Consider the following 1670-nt stretch of genomic DNA (forward strand, 5'->3'; position numbering starts at 1 on the left):
TGCTTTGCGTCGTAGTGGCAGGCGACAAATGCCAGCGGATCCACAGCAAAACCGAAGTCAAGACCGAAGTAAAGGCGGTCAAAATTCCCAATGAGTTCATCGCTCATCCGCATGTCGCTGACGTTCTCAAACACAGCCCCGCCCGTGCCTGTGACCTTGCCGAGGTATTCATGCTCATAGGCGCGTTCATTCTTCTCCTTGAGCTTTTCCGCATCATCAAAGAACCTTTCGCCGAGCCATTCCCGCGGCACGCCGAGATAGGTGGAATGATGCACGAGCCTGTCGGGATCCTCAAAGAGCTTTTCCTCATTCACCCAGTTGTTCTGACTTTTGGGCGGGTTGAAGGAGCAGAACTCCCAGTATTTAGGACCGCCGCGCAATAGCGACTGATTGAGGTTGCGGATTTCCTCCATGCCGCCAAACTGGTCCAGCTCCTCGAACCATACAACGCCGACGTAGCCAAAAGGCAGCTTGATGGACTTGATTTTCTGTGGATCGTCGACGCCGAAAAAGAGGATTTTCTGGCCGGTCTTCCGGTAGGTAATCTCATGCGGGCTTGTCTTGAAACGGAATTTGCTCGTGAGCCCCAGCGCATCGATACCCCACTGCATCTGCGGGTAAACACTTGTCTTGATGGTGTTACCGACTTTGCGCAGGACAACTGCATGGCAGTCAGGATTCTTGATGAGGAGCTGCGGGATCTCGAGGCTTATCTCTGACGATTTCGTCGAGCCGCGGCCGCCCTCTAGCCAGTAGTAAGTATGGCCATGACGCACGATGTCACAATGCAGTGCATAGAAATGCGGCGCTACCACATCACTGAGCCTTACTGTTTTCATCGTCGCCATCTCCTAAATCATCCACAATCGTCACGGCATCGTCGTCCACCTGCTCGGCCGCCCGAATCTCGGCCTCAAGCTTCTGCAGCCGTAGCTTCTGCTCTTTGGCATCGAGCTGCATCGGGTAGCGCTTGAGCAGGCTCTTCGCCGCATCGAGGCGGTCCCTGGCGGATACTTGCACCGTGATAATGCGGGCATCGCTTCTCCCTTCGCCTGTTCCTTCGACGACGACGCGCTCCTCTTTGACTTCGCCGCGCAGTGTCGATGTGAGGAACTGCATGACCTCGTCAGCCTTGGCAATGCGCTTATCTTCAAGCTCCTTGAGCCTGGCATCGATGGCGGCCTTAACACTAAGTTTTCCTAAGGTTTGTGCCCCTTGGGTTTGGGGCTGCTTATACCCTGCCCGCCTTGCGGCCTCGGTCTGATTTCCTGTTTCGATGTAATAATCAACAAAGCGTTTTTGCTTCTCTGTCAGCTTCATCTCACATGTTCACCACACTCCATAAAAATTCCCACTAGAAAAGGCCACCGCTCTCGCAGTGACCTTCCCGTTATTCCGTTTTCATCATGCGTGCCGGTCTTTACACCAGGTGCCTCGGCGTCCCCTTTGATGTGAACCGCTCGATCTTCGCACGCTCGCCCTCACGGATCCGCTCGGCAAAGTCCTGAATTTTATTGCACAGCCACATTGAAGCCGTCTTTCCTTTCGAGTAGTCCGCCTCTGCGAACATGTTGATGTGGCCTATACCCCGTTTGATGGACACTATAAACGAATGGTAAAATAAGACCATGAGGTGATGAGATAGTGTCCACGAAACAAAAGACCTATAG

At 53.5% G+C, this 1670-nt stretch carries 3 protein-coding genes; all 3 read right to left on the reverse strand.

The genetic code is table 11. The annotated features are described in order from the left end of the window. On the reverse strand, positions 1-839 hold an 839-nt coding region (locus F599_RS0113230), incomplete at its 3' end, for a PBSX family phage terminase large subunit (RefSeq protein WP_033369487.1). Continuing rightward, entirely contained in the window at positions 817-1320 is a 504-nt protein-coding gene (locus F599_RS0113235) for a terminase small subunit (protein WP_019543967.1), read from the reverse strand. The genes F599_RS0113230 and F599_RS0113235, both read right to left, overlap by 23 nt. Before the next feature lie 100 nt (positions 1321-1420). Next, positions 1421-1670, reverse strand: a 250-nt coding sequence (locus tag F599_RS15940; protein ID WP_211209108.1) for a hypothetical protein, incomplete at its 5' end; no start/stop codon positions are given.

Source organism: Selenomonas bovis DSM 23594, assembly GCF_000381005.1.
GTDB lineage: Bacteria > Bacillota > Negativicutes > Selenomonadales > Selenomonadaceae > Selenomonas_C > Selenomonas_C bovis.